General features: G+C 67.2%; 15 protein-coding genes and 2 pseudogenes. 14 read left to right on the top strand and 3 right to left on the bottom strand.

Translation table 11 applies throughout. The features are described from left to right. A pseudogene (locus tag VET27_RS14220) lies at positions 1 to 192 on the bottom strand (HNH endonuclease signature motif containing protein); the annotation flags it as partial. A 58-nt stretch (positions 193 to 250) separates the two neighbouring features. Then, positions 251 to 1,138, bottom strand: coding sequence for a D-alanyl-D-alanine carboxypeptidase family protein (locus tag VET27_RS14215; protein WP_526519129.1), 888 nt, complete (start codon positions 1,136 to 1,138; stop codon positions 251 to 253). A gap of 149 nt (positions 1,139 to 1,287) precedes the next feature. Between VET27_RS14215 and VET27_RS14210 the strand changes: the two genes are divergently transcribed. From VET27_RS14210 to trmD, 8 genes are all read left to right on the top strand, one after another. Further along, a complete protein-coding gene (locus VET27_RS14210; RefSeq protein ID WP_526519127.1) occupies positions 1,288 to 3,099 on the top strand; it encodes an N-acetylglutaminylglutamine amidotransferase in 1,812 nt (603 codons plus the stop codon). A 5-nt stretch (positions 3,100 to 3,104) separates the two neighbouring features. Further along, positions 3,105 to 4,814 (top strand): N-acetylglutaminylglutamine synthetase, encoded by a 1,710-nt coding sequence (ngg, locus tag VET27_RS14205; RefSeq protein ID WP_526519125.1) that lies wholly within the window; start codon positions 3,105 to 3,107, stop codon positions 4,812 to 4,814. 82 nt (positions 4,815 to 4,896) lie between these two features. After that, positions 4,897 to 6,114 carry an osmoprotectant NAGGN system M42 family peptidase gene (locus VET27_RS14200; RefSeq protein ID WP_526519131.1) on the top strand — a complete coding sequence of 406 codons (1,218 nt, stop codon included), beginning with the start codon at positions 4,897 to 4,899 and terminating at the stop codon, positions 6,112 to 6,114. Between the two features lie 28 nt (positions 6,115 to 6,142). After that, positions 6,143 to 6,571, top strand: a complete 429-nt coding sequence (locus VET27_RS14195; RefSeq protein WP_526519123.1) for a nuclear transport factor 2 family protein — start codon at positions 6,143 to 6,145, stop codon at positions 6,569 to 6,571. Between the two features lie 166 nt (positions 6,572 to 6,737). Next, a complete protein-coding gene (rpsP, locus tag VET27_RS14190) occupies positions 6,738 to 7,208 on the top strand; it encodes a 30S ribosomal protein S16 (protein WP_526519121.1) in 471 nt (156 codons plus the stop codon). Then, positions 7,205 to 7,447 carry an RNA-binding protein gene (locus VET27_RS14185; protein ID WP_029114920.1) on the top strand — a complete coding sequence of 81 codons (243 nt, stop codon included), beginning with the start codon at positions 7,205 to 7,207 and terminating at the stop codon, positions 7,445 to 7,447. Before rpsP ends, VET27_RS14185 begins: the two co-directional genes overlap by 4 nt. A 13-nt stretch (positions 7,448 to 7,460) precedes the next feature. Continuing rightward, positions 7,461 to 7,991, top strand: coding sequence for a ribosome maturation factor RimM (gene rimM, locus VET27_RS14180; RefSeq protein WP_526519119.1), 531 nt, complete (start codon positions 7,461 to 7,463; stop codon positions 7,989 to 7,991). A gap of 7 nt (positions 7,992 to 7,998) precedes the next feature. Continuing rightward, positions 7,999 to 8,676 carry a tRNA (guanosine(37)-N1)-methyltransferase TrmD gene (gene trmD / locus VET27_RS14175; RefSeq protein ID WP_526519117.1) on the top strand — a complete coding sequence of 226 codons (678 nt, stop codon included), beginning with the start codon at positions 7,999 to 8,001 and terminating at the stop codon, positions 8,674 to 8,676. A gap of 1 nt (position 8,677) precedes the next feature. Here the strand turns inward: trmD and VET27_RS14170 are convergent, their stop codons facing one another. After that, positions 8,678 to 9,619: a serine hydrolase gene (locus VET27_RS14170; RefSeq protein ID WP_526519114.1), complete on the bottom strand. Its 942-nt coding sequence runs from the start codon at positions 9,617 to 9,619 to the stop codon at positions 8,678 to 8,680. 321 nt (positions 9,620 to 9,940) lie between these two features. Here VET27_RS14170 and rplS point away from each other — a divergent pair, with 321 nt between their 5' ends. From rplS to VET27_RS14140, 6 genes and pseudogenes are all read left to right on the top strand, one after another. Then, positions 9,941 to 10,282, top strand: coding sequence for a 50S ribosomal protein L19 (gene rplS / locus VET27_RS14165; RefSeq protein ID WP_526519112.1), 342 nt, complete (start codon positions 9,941 to 9,943; stop codon positions 10,280 to 10,282). An 86-nt stretch (positions 10,283 to 10,368) separates the two neighbouring features. Then, the gene (lepB, locus tag VET27_RS14160; RefSeq protein WP_526519110.1) at positions 10,369 to 11,229 is read left to right on the top strand and encodes a signal peptidase I; all 861 of its coding nucleotides are present in this window, start codon (positions 10,369 to 10,371) and stop codon (positions 11,227 to 11,229) included. 8 nt (positions 11,230 to 11,237) lie between these two features. Then, a complete protein-coding gene (locus tag VET27_RS14155; RefSeq protein WP_526519108.1) occupies positions 11,238 to 11,960 on the top strand; it encodes a ribonuclease HII in 723 nt (240 codons plus the stop codon). A 4-nt stretch (positions 11,961 to 11,964) separates the two neighbouring features. Continuing rightward, positions 11,965 to 12,270, top strand: a complete 306-nt coding sequence (locus tag VET27_RS14150) for a DUF2469 domain-containing protein (protein WP_024450376.1) — start codon at positions 11,965 to 11,967, stop codon at positions 12,268 to 12,270. Positions 12,271 to 12,278: 8 nt separating this feature from the next. Beyond that, positions 12,279 to 12,716 (top strand): annotated as a pseudogene (locus tag VET27_RS14145) (SDR family NAD(P)-dependent oxidoreductase); the annotation flags it as partial. 41 nt (positions 12,717 to 12,757) lie between these two features. Further along, the coding region (locus VET27_RS14140; protein ID WP_526519106.1) for a recombinase family protein at positions 12,758 to 13,947 on the top strand (1,190 nt) is incomplete at its 3' end.

The raw sequence follows: 13,947 nt of genomic DNA, 5'->3' as shown, positions 1-13,947 counted from the left end.
CGCGGAGACCTCGGCGCAGACGGCGTCCTCGGCGTCGATGGCCCAGTCCGCGGTCTCCTCGGACTGGGACCTGCGCAGCGCGAAGAGTTCCCCGATCGCCGAGAGCCGTTCCCCGGCCGCGCACGCCTCCGCCCGCGCCGCAGAACACACCCGCTGCACCAGGGAGACCGGAGCAGCACCCGTATCGAACATGTGTTCGACTCTAACTCCACCCACCGACACGATTGGCGCCGCCGCGGGCGCGAGGGCGCTACAGCGCGCCGATGCCGGTCGACCGGTCCTGCGCGAAACCCCAGTCGAGCAGACCGGCGGCCTGGTCCCAGTACGTGGGGCCACCCTCGACGACCAGCCCGTACATCATGGCGACCACCAAGCGGCGCCCGTCGCGCTGAGCGGCTCCCACGAAGGTCTTGCGGGCGGGGTCGGTGAAGCCGGTCTTCCCGCCGAGCATGCCCGGGTAGCGGGCCAGCATCTCGTCCTGGTTGATCAACGTCACCGGTGCGGCCTCACCGGGGAACGGTGCGGTGGGGGACGACGTGATGGCCGTGAACACGGGGTTGGCCAGTGCGGCGCGGAAGATCACGGCGAGGTCGTGTGGTGTCGTGTAGCCGTCGATGCCAGGCCCGTTCAGACCCGACGGCGATCCGGCCCGCGTACCAGTGGCACCGAGGAGGGCCGCCTTGGCGTTCATCTTGGCCACGGCGACGTCCATGCCGCCGAGCATGTGAGCCAGGGTGTTCGCCGCGTCGTTGCCCGACACCAGCAGCAGTCCGTCGAGGAGTTCGTGCGTCGTGTAGGTACGGCCGGCCTTGACGCCCGCGCAGTTGCACTCCACCCTTGCGTCTGCCTCGTCGGCCACCACCGTGGCATCCAGCGGCAGCTCGTCGAGGACCACCAGGGCGAGGAGGACCTTGATCGTGCTGGCAGGCGGATGGGTCACGTACTCGTCGCGTCCCGCCAGGATCTGCCCGGTATCCAGGTCGGCGACGATCCAGGCGGGAGCGGGACCGCTCGGGATCGCAGCCGTGCCGATCTGTTGGACGTCGGTGTCGGCCGCTGCGACGGCGGTGTGGATCACCGATGAGCCCGCGAGAAGCGACGCAATGGACACCGCGATGGCGCCGAGGAGCCTGACCATGGCCGCTGAGCCTACTTGCTCGCCCGAGTGGCCTGAACCACCCTGGTGTTTGACGCATCCGTAATGCGGCTACTCGGCGCCAGGCTCACATCGTCGTGCGCGGACCAAGCCCCACGCCTACGCTGACACCATCGAGGGAGTCGATCACCATGTGCGGCATTGCCGGCGAAGTTGCCCGAGGGCGCCCAGCCGATCTCGCGGCCATCGGCGCGATGACGAAGTGCATGGTGCCCCGCGGGCCCGACGGCGGCGGCGCGTGGTCCAGCGGAGGAGTGGCCTTCGGCCATCGCCGTCTGGCGATCATCGACCTCTCCAGCAGCGGTCACCAGCCCATGCACGACCCGGAGATCGGGCTCACCGTCGCCTTCAACGGCTGCATCTACAACTACCCGGAGCTTCGCCAGCAGTTGCTGGGCCTCGGGTACCGCTTCTTCTCGCACAGTGACACCGAGGTGATCCTCAAGGGCTACCGCGAATGGGGCGAACGGGTGGTCGACCACCTCAAGGGGATGTTCGCGTTCGCGGTGGCCGAAACCACCACCGGACGCGTCGTGCTCGCCCGCGACCGGCTGGGCGTCAAGCCCCTGTACTGGTGCGACGTGAACGACGGCGAGGGCACGGGTGGCCTGCGCTTCGCCTCGTCGCTCCCGGCTCTGGTCGCCGCGGGCGGGGTGGACACCGACCTCGACCCGGTCGCTCTGAACCACTACCTGAGCTTCCACTCCGTCGTGCCCGCGCCGCGGACGATTCTCAAGGGCGTCCGGAAGCTCGAGCCCGGCACCATCATGCGCATCGAAGCCGACGGCACCCGGACCACGGAGACCTACTGGGCGCCGGCGTTCGAGCGCTCCGCCGAGCGGGCCGACTGGTCCGAGGCGGACTGGCAGGACGCGATCCTCACGTCGCTTCGGACCGCCGTGGAGCGTCGCCTCGTCGCCGACGTTCCCGTCGGTTGCCTGCTGTCGGGCGGTCTGGACTCCAGCCTGATCGTCGGACTGCTCGCCGAGGCGGGCCAGCACGGGCTGCAGACCTTCTCGATCGGCTTCGAGGCAGCAGGCGGCGAGGAGGGCGACGAGTTCAAGTACTCCGACGTCATCGCCCGCCACTACGGCACGGACCATCACCAGATCCGCATCGACACCGCCCGCATGCTGCCTGCGCTGACCGACACCATCGGCGCCATGAGCGAGCCGATGATGAGCCATGACTGCGTCGCGTTCTACCTGCTGTCCCAGGAGGTCAGCAAGCACGTGAAGGTGGTGCAGTCCGGACAGGGCGCCGACGAGATCTTCGCCGGATACCACTGGTACCCGCCGATGGCCCATGCCGCCGACGGTGATCCGCGCGATGCGCTCTCGCGCTACCGCACGGCGTTCTTCGACCGCGATCACGCCGCATTGGGACGGCTCCTCGCCCCGCAGTGGCGGCTGGACACCGACGTCGCCGAGGAGTTCGTGCTCGGCCACTTCTCCCAGCCCGGCGCCGCCACGGCAACGGACCGGGCATTGCGGCTGGACACCACGGTGATGTTGGTGGACGACCCGGTGAAACGCGTCGACAACATGACGATGGCGTGGGGGCTCGAGGGCCGCGTGCCCTTCCTCGACCACGAACTCGTCGAACTCGCCGCCACCTGCCCGCCCGAGCTGAAGACCGCGTACGACGGCAAGGGCGTGTTGAAGGAGGCCGCCCGCAAGGTCATCCCGCACGAGGTCATCGACCGACCGAAGGGCTACTTTCCCGTTCCCGCACTCAAGCATTTGGAGGGGCCGTATCTCGACCTCGTGCGGGACGCACTGCACAGCTCTGCGGCACGCGACCGCGGACTCTTCGCACCGGACGCCGTCGCCGGTCTACTGGCCGAACCCAACGGAAATCTCACTCCGCTGCGGGGAAACCCGTTGTGGCAGATCGGCTTACTGGAACTGTGGCTCGCCCGCCACGTAGACGGGGTCAAGTGATCGCCGTGCCGGACGCAGACAGTGACGTGCACGTCGGCGTAGTCCAGGATCTCGGCTGGGGGCGCCTGGTCTTCGGCCAGACCTACGACGACTCCGAGGAGTTCGGCAATGCGCTGCGCGCCGAGGCCAGTGGGCGTCGCGACATCGGGATGTATCTCGACGCGGAGCACGTCTTCGTCGCCCTGCACCCGCAGGAGTTCTTCATCGACCCGAGCTTCACCTACCGGATCGACCTGACCAAGCCGCTGGCGTTCGAGCCGTCCCCGGTCCCCGGCTTGTCGGTGCGGCCAGTGAGCACCATCGCGGACTGCGCGGCGATCAACCAGATCTACCTGCAGTGCCGCATGGTTCCCGCGGACGTGGATCTGATGTGGGACAACAGCCAGTTCCAGGCGCACATGGTGTATCTGGTCGTCACCGACGACGCGACCGGCGCCGTGGTCGGCACGGTCACCGGGATCGACCACACCCAACTCTTCGACGACGAGGAGAACGGGTCGAGTCTGTGGTGCCTCGCGGTCGACCCCACACTGTCGCGGCCCGGCGTGGGGGGACTGCTGGTGCGCTCCCTGATCGACGAGTTCATCCGGCGGGGACGTGCCCAGATGGACCTCTCCGTGCTGCACGACAACGAGGGCGCCATCGCGCTGTACGAGCGCATGGGCTTCGCCCGGGTGCCCGTCCTCGGGATCAAGCGCAAGAACGCGATAAACGAGAAGCTCTTCGCGCCTGCCAAGTCCGAAGACGAACTCTCGCAACTCAATCCGTACGCCCGGATCATCGCCGACGAGGCCATCATGCGCGGCATCGCCGTCCAGGTACTCGACGCCAAGGGCGGCTACCTGAAGCTGACGCACGGCGGCACCAGCGTCGTCACCCGTGAGTCGCTGTCCGAACTCACCAATGCCGTCGCCATGAGCCGCTGCGATGACAAGCGCGTGGCCCGCAGGGTCGTCGCGGAGGCAGGCATCAGGGTCCCGGAGGGGCGCACCGCGAGCTTCACCGCCGAAGACCACGACTTCCTCGAGCAGGTGGGCTCGGTCGTGGTGAAGCCGGCCCGTGGCGAACAGGGCGCGGGCATCACCGTCGGCGTCACCCGTCCCGAGGATCTCGACCGCGCCATCAAGCTCGCGGCGGAGCACAGCCCCGACGTCCTGCTCGAAGAGCTTTGCAAGGGCGAAGACCTACGCATCGTCGTCATCAACGGCAAGGTCATCGCCGCGGCCCTGCGGCGTCCACCCGAGGTCGTCGGCAGCGGCGACCACACCATTCGCCACCTCGTCGAGGCGCAGAGCCGTCGGCGCGCCGCCGCCACGCACGGCGAGTCCACCATTCCGGTCGACGACCTCACCGTGGACACGGTGCGCGAGGCGGGCTGGGAACTGGACGACGTGCTGCCCCTCAACGAACGTCTGATCGTGCGGCGTACCGCGAACCTTCACACCGGTGGAACGATCCGAGACGTGACGGACGATCTGAATCCCGTACTGGCGAAGGTCGCCATCGACGCGGCGGATGCGATCGGCATCCCGGTCACGGGCATCGACCTCATGGTGCCCTCGGTGGAGGGTCAGGAATACTCCTTCATCGAGGCGAACGAACGCCCAGGTCTGGCCAATCACGAGCCCCGACCGACCGCGCAGGCCTTCGTGGATCTCCTCTTCCCGCGCACGGCAGCGACGCCATGGGCGTGGCAGCCCGACCCCGTCGAGTAAGGCCGAGCCCCACTAGGCTCCCGTCGACGACTCGTAGACCGGAAAGGCAACCTTGACTGACCTAGCGCCCTCCGCCGCCCGGATGCCCTTGGACGACCGCAGTTGGATGGTCGACACGTTGCTCGCCCTGCTGCAGACGCCGAGTCCCTCAGGCCGGACGGACGCGGTGATGCAGCTGATCGGTGGCATCCTCGATTACCTCGGCGTGCCGTTCACCTTGACCCGCCGCGGGGCGCTGACCGCCGAGCTCCCCGGGGAGTCGGCCACGACCGACCGGGCGATCGTCGTACACGCCGACACCATCGGCTGCATGGTGCGCGAGCTCAAGGACAACGGGCGCCTCGAGCTGATCCCGGTGGGCACGTTCTCGGCGCGGTTCGCCGCAGGGGCGCGCGTGCGGATCTTCACCGACGACACCGACGAGTTCTTCACCGGTACCGTCATGCCGCTCAAGGCGTCCGGGCATGCGTTCGGGGACGAGATCGACACCCAGCCGACGGATTGGGAGCACGTCGAGGTCCGCGTCGACCGCAATGTGTCGAGCCGCGAGGATCTCGTCGCACTCGGGATGAACGTCGGGGACTTCGTCGCGTTCATCACCAGCCCCGAACTCACGGAAGACGGCTTCATCGTCTCGCGCCACCTCGACGGCAAGGCGGGGGTCGCCGTCGCTCTGGCGCTGGCGCGCAACGTGATGGAGAACAAGGTGGTGTTGCCGCACCGCACGACGATCATGGTGACCATCACCGAGGAGGTCGGCCACGGGGCCAGCAGTGGACTGCCGGCGGACGTCGCCGAGCTGGTGTCGGTCGACAACGCGGTGTGCGCCCCCGGCCAGCATTCGCTCGAGCACGGCGTGACCATCCCGATGGCCGACATGCACGGCCCCTTCGACTACCACCTGACCCGCAACCTGCTTCGACTCGCGAAGGATCAGGGAATTGCCCACGCCCGCGACATCTTCCGGTTCTACCGCTCCGATGCGGCGGCAGCGATCGAAGCCGGTGCCAACACGCGCGCCGCACTCGTCGCCTTCGGGCTCGATGGCAGCCACGGCTGGGAGCGCAGCCACCTCGATTCGCTGGAGGCGTGCTACCTGCTCTTGGAGAGTTGGTTGAGCACGCCGCTGACGTTCGCCACGTGGGATGCCAAACCCTCCGGCAAGCTGCGTGACTTCCCGTCGTCGAAGCAGCCCGCGCCGAGCGAGCAGTGGGTGCCGCTGTCCCGCGGAGACTTCACCGAACCGGGAGACGTGTCGCCGGGGGAGCACTGGCCGCCGTCGGAGGGTCCGCAGGCCTGACGTTTCGCAAGGGTGTTTCAATCGAGCGATGCTGAGTCTGGAAGAGATCTCCGACCGCCTCGAAATACAGCAGCTTCTCGTCGACTACTCCACCGCGATCGACACGCGTCGGTTCGATGACCTCGAGCTGGTGTTCACCCCCGACGCCTACATCGACTACCGCGCGATGGGCGGTATCGACGGAACCCTTCCCGACGTCAAGAAGTGGCTGTCGGAGGTGCTGCGAAACTTTCCGGCGTACTCGCATCTGATCGGAAACTTCGACGTCAAGGTCGACGGTGACGCGGCGACGTCGCGAATCCTCTGCTTCAACCCGATGAAGCTGAGCGACGCCTCCGGCCCGGATGGTCAGATCCTGTTCTGCGGGCTCTGGTACGACGACGAGTTCATCCGCACCGCCGACGGCTGGCGTATCACCCGCCGCGTCGAGACGAAGTGCTTCGACAAGATCGTCTGAGCGCTCGCGATTTCCGCACTCGTACCAGGCTCTGGCACAATGGGCGGCTGTCTACCGCGCGACTCCGGCTGCGCGGCGGTCACACGCGCAAGGCAAGACCGGACCGGGCAACCCGCTCGAGTCGCTGAATTGCAAGCGCGGCAATCACAGGAGATTTCGTTCGACCATGGCTGTCAAGATCAAGCTCGCCCGTTTCGGCAAGATCCGCAATCCCCAGTACCGCATCGCCGTCGCCGACGCGCGCAACCGCCGCGATGGCCGCGCCATCGAGGTCATCGGCCTATACCACCCGAAGGAAGATCCCAGCGTCATCGAGATCAACTCGGAGCGTGCGCTGTACTGGCTGGGCGTCGGCGCCCAGCCCACCGAGCCGGTCCTCGCGCTGCTGAAGATCACCGGTGACTGGCAGAAGTTCAAGGGCCTGCCCGGCACCGAGGGCACGCTGAAGTTCAAGGAGCCCAAGCCCAGCAAGCTGGACCTCTTCAACGCCGCTCTTGCCGCCGCCGACGATGCGCCCACCGGCGACGCGACGACGGCGAAGAAGAAGAAGGCTCCCGCCAAGAAGGCCGAGGCCGAGGTCCCGGAGGTCGCCGAGGCGCCTTCTGAGGCACCCGTTGCCGCCGCCGCGGCCGAATGAGCACTGTCGTCGTCGACGCCGTCGAGCACCTGGTGCGCGGCATCGTGGACAACCCGGATGACGTCCGCGTCGACATGGTGACCAACCGCCGCGGGCGCACCGTCGAGGTGCACGTGCATCCCGATGACCTCGGCAAGGTCATCGGCCGTGGTGGCCGCACCGCAACGGCGCTGCGCACGCTGGTCGCCGGCATCGGTGGCCGCGGGATCCGCGTCGACGTGGTGGACACCGACCAGTAGCGAAGAAAGAACCATGGACCTCGTCGTCGGCCGTGTCGTCAAGGCGCACGGAATCGGCGGCGAGGTCGTCGTCGACGTCCGCACCGACGATCCCCACGACCGTTTCGCGCCGGGTACCGCCCTGCGCGCCAGGGCACGAGACAAGAGCGAGCGCGACTACGTCGTCGAGTCGATGCGCGAGCACGGCGGCCGTCTGTTGGTCCGGCTCGACGGTGTGGCAAGCCGCGATGCGGCAGATGCCTTGCGCGGCAGCCTGTTCGTCGTCGACACGGCCGACCTGCCGCCGATCGAGGATCCCGACGAGTTCTACGATCACCAACTCGAGGGTCTGCGCGTGCGCACCCTGGCCGGCCGCGACGTCGGCACAGTTGCCGAAGTGCTGCACACCGCGGCGGGGGAGATCCTGGCGGTGCGACCTGGCGACGGTGACGGTCCGGAGATTCTGGTTCCGTTCGTCGGCGCCATCGTGACGGCGGTATCGCTGGAGGACGGCCTCGTAGAGATCGATCCTCCCGACGGCCTGCTGGACCTGGACTCGATCTAGGTGCGTCATGCGTATTGACGTCGTCACGATCTTCCCGGACTATCTCGATCCGCTTCGACAATCGTTGCCGGGCAGGGCTATCGCCAATGGCATCGTCGACATCGCCGTTCACGATCTGCGGCGCTGGACGTACGACGTGCATCACTCGGTGGACGACTCCCCATACGGGGGTGGCCCCGGCATGGTCATGAAGGCCCCCGCGTGGGGTGAGGCCCTCGACGAATTGTGCACTCGCGAGACACTTCTCGTGGTGCCCACGCCGGCCGGTCGGCCCTTCCGCCAAGCCGACGCGCAGCGGTGGAGTACCGAGCCGCACCTGGTCTTCGCGTGTGGGCGCTACGAGGGCATCGACCAACGCGTGGTGGACGATGCGGCGCAGAGAATGCGCGTCGAGGAGGTCTCCATCGGTGACTACGTCCTGCCGGGCGGGGAATCCGCGACACTCGTCATGATCGAGGCCATCGTCCGCCTGCTGCCCGACGTCTTGGGCAATCCCGTGTCACACCAGGATGATTCACACTCGGACGGCCTGCTCGAAGGGCCGAGTTACACCAGGCCGCCAAGTTGGCGAGGACTCGACGTGCCGCCCGTGCTGCTGTCCGGCGATCATGGCAAGGTGGCGTCGTGGCGTCGCGAGCAGGCGTTGCAGCGCACCCGCGAACGCAGACCGGACCTGTTGGGCTGAGCTAAATCCGCCCACCGGGGAACATGGTCTTGACCGCCTGAGTGATGGTCGCGCGCGCATCGTCGGCGCTGGTGGCCTGCATGGAGCTGATCGCCATGACGTAGCGACGATCCGGTCCGATCACGCCGGTGGACACGTGCAACCAGTCGGAACCGATGCAACACATCCAGCCCTGTTTCACGGCAACGGGTTCGGTGTAGAGCCCTTCCGGAATGCCGAACCGCTGCGGGTAGACGCCGCCGGGCACCATCCCGTCGGGCGCGGTCGGCGTGGACGCCGTGAGGTTGGACATGATCACGCTGGCCTGTTCGGGCGGCAATCCGCCTGAGCCGGCCAACATCATGTCGTAGTAGCGCACCAGATCGGTCACCGTGCTGACGGTGTTGAACCACCGACCGTTGCCCGGCGCGCTGGTGGACGACAGCCCGTAGCGAGCGACCACCCGGTTGATGATCGCGCTGCCGCCGCTGCGGTTCCAGAAGGTCTCCGCGGCGCTGTCGTCGGACGATCGCAGCATGCGGTCGAAAGCCGTTCGGTCGTCGGGGGAGATCTGCGTCTGGCCCTTGGACACCTGCAACAGCAGGTCGTCGGCGATGAAGAGCTTGACCACCGAGGCGATGGCGACGATGCCGACGGCGCCGTTGGTGACGAGTTGGCCGGTGTTGCGGTCCAGCACCGCGACGGTGATGTCCGCGCCGGACTTCGAGGCCTCTGCGGTGGCCTGTCGCTCGCGTGCGTCCAGTCCGCTGAACGCCGCGGCGGGCTCGTCTGGCGGCGCCTCGGGCAGCGGCGCCATGCTGCCCAGCGGGGCGACCACGGTGAGCGGAGGCGAGGCAGGAGCAGGGGGGGTGCCGTAGACCTTGGCCTCGCATCCGGAAACGACCGTCACTGCGGTCGCCGCAAGCGCGGTCACCATCAGCAGCTTCGACGGCCGCCGGAACATGGCCCTCCCTGGACGATTGGATGAACGATTCGAACTGATTTCCCTCGCTACCTACCCTAACCGTTGACTGCCATCGCCGCGCCCTCAGGCGACCCCTGTTTCGAAGGTGACGTTCACCGGTTGTTCGGGCACGATTTCGTCGGTGAGGTGCCCGTCTGGCACAATTGACCAGTTGTCTGCGCACGACGGGGAAACATGTTCCTGCCTGTTGCGAGATACGCGAGAAGACCTCGGCCCGGCCACACGTCGCACAGTGACGTGATGCCAACGGCCGCAACGAGACCACGATCATTTGATCCGAACCACGAGGAAGTGTCACCGATGAACACCCTGGACTTCATCGACCAGCCGTCGCTGCGCGACGACATCCCGGCCTTCAGCCCAGGCGACACCGTGAACGTTCACGTGAAGGTCATCGAGGGTTCCAAGGAGCGCGTCCAGGTCTTCAAGGGCGTCGTGCTGCGCAGGCAGGGTGGCGGCGTTCGCGAGACCTTCACCGTGCGCAAGGAGAGCTACGGAGTCGGCGTCGAGCGAACCTTCCCGGTGCACTCGCCGAACATCGACCACATCGACGTCGTCACCCGCGGTGACGTGCGACGCGCCAAGCTCTACTACCTTCGCGAGCTCCGTGGCAAGAAGGCCAAGATCAAGGAAAAGCGCTGATCGGCGTCGGGGCCGCACCCGGACGGGTGTGACGGTTGGACCCCGAGCAGCGCGGCGCGTCGCACCGCGCTGGCTACTCTGAAGGCGTGACCGGACCCGCCGACGCCCCCGACGCCACCGACGGGGAGGCCGAAGGCGCTGAGTCCACCGGCCCGTCGGACCGCGATCTCGACACCGCCGCAGGCGACGAGGGCGACGAGGATTCGCCGACGAAGAAGCGCGGCGCGGTGCGCGAGGCCGCCATCCTTCTGAGCATCGCGCTCGTCCTGTACTACGTGATGCTGACCTTCGTGGCGCGGCCTTACCTCATCCCGTCGGAGTCGATGGAACCCACGCTGCATGGCTGCGCCGGCTGCGTCGGCGATCGCATCATGGTCGACAAGGTCACCTACCGGTTCACCTCGCCGGAACCGGGTGACGTCATCGTGTTCAAGGGACCGCCCGCGTGGAACATCGGCTACAAGTCGATCCGTTCCGACAGCACTCCGGTCCGTTGGATGCAGAATGCGCTCTCGTTCATCGGCTTCGTGCCGCCCGATGAGAACGACCTGGTGAAGCGAGTGATCGCCACCGGAGGCCAGACGGTCGAATGTCGGGCCAACACGGGGTTGACGGTCGACGGCAAGAAACTCGACGAGCCGTATCTCGACGTCAACACGATGATGGCCGATCCGCAGATCTACCCCTGCCTCGGCAACGAGTTCGGCCCCGTCACGGTCCCCGAGAACCGGCTGTGGGTCATGGGTGACAACCGCACGCACTCGGCTGACTCGCGCGCTCACTGCACCAACCTGCCCGCGGACGTCCAGAAGGGCCTCTTGTGCACCGGCGACCCGATGGCAGGCACGATTCCGGTCGACAACGTGATCGGCAAGGCACGGTTCATCGCGTGGCCCCCGGGCCGGTGGGGCAGCGTGTCGGCCGTCAATCCGCAGACCTCGCAGTAGGAGCCGACTTGCCGGCGACCTGGCCGCCTCGAGCCGTGATCCGCAAGTCTGCGGGCCTGCGCACGATCGAATCTGCGCTGTACCGGGGCGGGCTGGGTCCGGTGGCCGGGGTCGACGAGGTGGGGCGCGGTGCCTGTGCGGGACCGCTCGTCGTCGCGGCGTGCGTGCTCGGTCCCAACCGGTTGGAGAGCCTCGCGGCGCTCGACGACTCGAAGAAGCTCAGCGAGCGCGAGCGCGAGCGGCTCTTTCCGCTGATCCGTCGCTATGCGCTGGCGTATCACGTCGTGTTCATCCCGTCGACGGAAGTGGATCGGCGCGGTGTGCACGTGGCCAACATCGAGGGCATGCGGCGCGCCGTGGCGGGGCTGACGCTGCGGCCGGGTTACGTGCTGAGCGACGGGTTCCGGGTACCGGGGTTGCCGATGCCCTCACTGCCGGTCGTGGGTGGTGACGCCGCGGCGGCGTGCATCGCCGCGGCCAGCGTGCTCGCCAAGGTCAGCCGCGACCGTCTCATGGTGCAGATGGACTCCCGGCATCCCGGCTACGGATTCGCCGAACACAAGGGCTATAGCACCGCGTTCCACAGTGCGGCTCTGGCCGAGCAGGGCCCCTGCAGTGAGCACCGGTTCTCCTTCATAAACGTACGAAGGTTGGGCTCCGGCGGGAGGCCGGGCGGCGCGCCGAACTGGGCTGAGGAAAGATGTACCGAACACCGACCGGAGGACCACTGAACCGATGAGTGCCGAAGATCTCGAGAAGTACGAGACCGAGATGGAGCTCTCGCTGTACCGCGAATACAAGGACATCGTGGGGCAGTTCAGTTACGTCGTGGAGACCGAGCGCCGGTTCTATCTCGCCAACAGCGTCGAACTGGTTCCGCGCAACGCCGACGGCGAGGTGTACTTCGAGCTGCGCCTGGCCGACGCGTGGGTGTGGGACATGTACCGTCCGGCCCGCTTCGTCAAGCAGGTCCGGGTGATCACCTTCAAGGACGTCAACATCGAAGAGGTCGAGAAGCCCGAACTGCGGCTGCCCGACTGAGTCCAGCCGTGACCGAAGACCGAGCGCCAGTCGCCGTCGTGACCGGGGCCAGCCGAGGTGCGGGGCGCGGCATCGCCACCGCACTGCTGGACGCCGGCTGGCGGGTGTACCTGACCGGGCGGACGATCGCCGACGCCGGTGACGGTGGGATCGCCGTGAGGGTCGACCACCGGGACGACGCTCAGGTCGCCGCGCTGTTCGGCCGCGTCGCCGACGAGTGCGGCACGCTGGACCTCCTCGTCAACAACGCGGCAGCGATCCACCACGAACTGACCGGCCCAAAGCCGTTCTGGGAGAAGCCGATCGAGCTCGCCGACGTCCTCGACGTGGGCCTGCGATCGGCTTACGTCGCGTCCTGGCACGCCGCGCCGCTGCTGGTGGCGAACGGTCGCGGGCTCATCGCGTTCACGTCGTCGCCGGGATCGGTCTGCTACATGCACGGCCCTCCGTGCATGGCGTTGGACAGAACACGCGGTAGCATCAGGGCATGGGTCGAATCACAGAGCAGAAGCCAGCAGCTCTACGTGTACTAGGCAGGCTACGGCTGTCTGTCGTATCGGATGAATCCACGTCGATAGAACGCCAGCGGGAAGTCATCACCGCGTGGGCAGAGTCGAACGGACACAAGGTAATCGGGTGGGCTGAGGATCTGGACGTGTCCGGGTCGATCGACCCGTTCGACACCCCTGGCCTCGGGCCGTGGCTGAACCACCGAGCGCCAGAGTTCGACGTGATCGCGTGCTGGAAGCTCGACCGGCTGAGCCGTAACTCGATCAAGCTGAACAAGCTCTTCGGGTGGTGCATCGACCACGACAAGACGGTGGTCTCTACCTCGGAGGCGATCGACCTTGGGACGGCGGTCGGTCGGCTCATCGCCAACGTGATCGGCTTCCTCGCCGAGGGCGAGCTGGACGCGATGCGGGAGCGTCAGGTCTCGTCGCGTCGCCATCTGCGGGAGGCAGCCCGCTGGCCGGGTGGCAAGCCTCCGTACGGATACCGGATCACCGACTCCCCTGGGGGAGGCAAGGTGCTGGAGATAGACCCGCTGGCCTATCCGGTTGTGCGTCGAATCGTGGACGCCGTGCTTGACGGGGTGCCGTTGAATCGCATCGCTGCGGATCTCAACCGCGAAGGTGTCCTAGCTCCATCGGACCACGAGCGGGTCTGCGAAGGAGGTTATGAAGCCGAAGTAGAGGACTCCCCCTGGCGTACGTGGCCTATGAAGCACCTGCTGCTGTCCCCGACGTTGGTCGGTCATTCTCATCTCGGTGGCGTGACCGTCAGGGACGACCAGGGCAACCTGGTGTTGATGGCTAAGGAACCGCTCGTATCCGACGACGAGCGCGAGTTGATCCGCGCCGAGCTGGCGCGAGCGGTAGGGGCTCCTCGGGAGCGGGGTGTGCCCGCCGCGCTCGTGGGGATCGTTGCGTGCTGGTTCTGCGAGACCCCGCTGACGACGATGAGGCAGAACAAGACCCTCGCAACCGGCGAGGTGAAGCACTACGGGTACTACCGGTGCCCCAACAACTGCTTACCGCTGATCCCAACGGAATCGGCTGAGGAGTACACCGAGCGGACGTTGCTCGACTCGCTGGGCGACGAGGCCGTAACCGAAAGGGTGTGGGTGCCCGGTGACTCCAACGAGGCAGCCCTCCGGGAGGCTGTCGCGTCGTTTGA

Source organism: Mycobacterium sp. (assembly GCF_035633495.1).
Classification (GTDB): Bacteria; Actinomycetota; Actinomycetes; order Mycobacteriales; family Mycobacteriaceae; genus Mycobacterium.
This window is presented reverse-complemented; position numbering and strand designations above follow the sequence as displayed.

What these genes read in the sequence shown, in the direction of transcription:
- VET27_RS14215 (WP_526519129.1), bottom strand. Translation starts at nt 1,138, where the DNA reads ATGGTCAGGCTCCTCGGCGCCATCGCGGTGTCCATTGCGTCGCTTCTC.
- VET27_RS14210 (WP_526519127.1), top strand. Translation starts at nt 1,288, where the DNA reads ATGTGCGGCATTGCCGGCGAAGTTGCCCGAGGGCGCCCAGCCGATCTC.
- VET27_RS14200 (WP_526519131.1), top strand. Translation starts at nt 4,897, where the DNA reads ATGCCCTTGGACGACCGCAGTTGGATGGTCGACACGTTGCTCGCCCTG.
- VET27_RS14195 (WP_526519123.1), top strand. Translation starts at nt 6,143, where the DNA reads ATGCTGAGTCTGGAAGAGATCTCCGACCGCCTCGAAATACAGCAGCTT.
- rpsP (WP_526519121.1), top strand. Translation starts at nt 6,738, where the DNA reads ATGGCTGTCAAGATCAAGCTCGCCCGTTTCGGCAAGATCCGCAATCCC.
- VET27_RS14185 (WP_029114920.1), top strand. Translation starts at nt 7,205, where the DNA reads ATGAGCACTGTCGTCGTCGACGCCGTCGAGCACCTGGTGCGCGGCATC.
- rimM (WP_526519119.1), top strand. Translation starts at nt 7,461, where the DNA reads ATGGACCTCGTCGTCGGCCGTGTCGTCAAGGCGCACGGAATCGGCGGC.
- trmD (WP_526519117.1), top strand. Translation starts at nt 7,999, where the DNA reads ATGCGTATTGACGTCGTCACGATCTTCCCGGACTATCTCGATCCGCTT.
- VET27_RS14170 (WP_526519114.1), bottom strand. Translation starts at nt 9,619, where the DNA reads ATGTTCCGGCGGCCGTCGAAGCTGCTGATGGTGACCGCGCTTGCGGCG.
- rplS (WP_526519112.1), top strand. Translation starts at nt 9,941, where the DNA reads ATGAACACCCTGGACTTCATCGACCAGCCGTCGCTGCGCGACGACATC.
- VET27_RS14150 (WP_024450376.1), top strand. Translation starts at nt 11,965, where the DNA reads ATGAGTGCCGAAGATCTCGAGAAGTACGAGACCGAGATGGAGCTCTCG.